Source organism: Caballeronia sp. M23-90 (genome assembly GCF_053574605.1).
Window position 1 is genome coordinate 1 of record NZ_JBSIPA010000782.1, and the last position, 1,579, is coordinate 1,579.

Annotated in this window: 2 protein-coding genes; both read left to right on the forward strand. The window is 63.3% G+C overall.

The window, feature by feature from the left end:
- Positions 1 to 614: TauD/TfdA family dioxygenase (locus ACRXB1_RS35815; protein WP_449494742.1), on the forward strand; the 614-nt coding region annotated here is incomplete at its 5' end.
- Positions 611 to 1,444, forward strand: a complete 834-nt coding sequence (locus tag ACRXB1_RS35820; RefSeq protein ID WP_449494743.1) for an ABC transporter ATP-binding protein — start codon at positions 611 to 613, stop codon at positions 1,442 to 1,444. The genes ACRXB1_RS35815 and ACRXB1_RS35820, both read left to right, overlap by 4 nt.
- The last annotated feature ends 135 nt before the right edge of the window (positions 1,445 to 1,579 follow it).

Consider the following 1,579-nt stretch of genomic DNA (forward strand, 5'->3'; position numbering starts at 1 on the left):
GCCCGGTAGACTGCGCGGCTGTCCGCAATCGGCGTCGCGCAGTCTACCGGGCGCTCGATCCCGCGCTGGTCGAACGTTTTGCAAAACGCGAGCTGCTGTACGTGCGCAACTTCGGGCAAGGACTTGATCTGCCATGGCAAAACGCATTCGGCTCAGATGACCCGGCAGTGGTCGAACGGATCTGCGCAACGCGCGGTATCGAATACGAGTGGCGCGATGGCGACGCTGACGAACTGCTCCTGCGTACCCGCGAACGCTGCCAGGCGGTCGCGCGCCATCCGCGCACGGGCGAGATGGTGTGGTTCAACCAGGCGAATCTGTTCCATCTCTCGACGCTCGATGAAGACATACAGGAAGCACTCGTCGATGCCGTCGGCCTGGAAAACGTGCCACGCAACGTGTATTACGGCGACGGCGAACCGATAGAAGTTGAAGCGCTCGCGGAAATTCGCGGCGTGCTGGACGAGCAGCGCATCGTGTTTCCGTGGGTGACCGGCGACGTGCTGATGCTCGACAACATGCTGACCGCGCACGCCCGCGATCCGTTCGAAGGACCGCGCAAGGTCGTGGTCGCGATGGCGCAAAGCTACAGCGAGCGGACGGATACACGATGACATTGCCCGCAGGACCCGCACTGGCCGCGCACTCGCTGACGGTTGGATACGGGGAACATGTAGTGCTTGATCGGCTGGATGTGAGTATTCAGGCAGGGCGGGTCACCGCGCTGTGCGGCCCGAACGGGTGCGGTAAAAGCACGTTGCTGCGCACGCTTGCCGGACTGCAGCCGGCGCTCGGCGGACATGTCGAAGTGAACGGCGTGCCTATTGGTACATTGCGCCGGCGCGTGCTCGCCCGGACGCTGACCATGCTCGCGCAGTTCAACCAGATTCCGGCAGGGCTGACTGTGCGTGAACTGGTTGCATACGGGCGTTATGCGTATGGCGGCTGGCTGAGAGGACTGACACGCGCGGATCACGCAGCGATCGATGAAGCGCTCGAAGCAAGCGGCCTGGCCGATGATTCAGCACGCGATGTCGCCGCGCTCTCGGGCGGCGAACGTCAGCGGGTGTGGATCGCGATGGCGTTGGCGCAACAGGCGCCTATCGTGTTGCTCGACGAGCCGACAACCTATCTCGACATCCATCATCAACTCGATATTCTCCGCGAACTGCGGCGGCTGAATCGCGAGCGCGGATTGACGATCGTATGGGTGCTGCACGACCTCAACCAGGCTGCCGCGTTCAGCGATGAAATCGTATTGATGCGCGCCGGCCGGATCGTCGCTCATGGCGCGCCCGATGCCATGCTCGACCCGCATCATCTCAACGATACGTTCGGCGTGCGGATGCTGAAGATCGCACACCCTCAGACCGGTGCGCCTATGTGCGTGCCGGCTTATGAAGCGGAGTCGCTGGGAAGTCCGGCCAGGGATCTGGTCGCATGACCACGCTTGCCTCCTCTTCCGAGCGATGGCGCGCGCCGGTCAAAAGCCGCGTGGGTTTGCTGGTCCTCTTGCTCGTGCTCCTGATCGTCGCCGTTGCGCTGTTGCGCCTCGCGCCCGATGTCCGTGCGTGGCTTA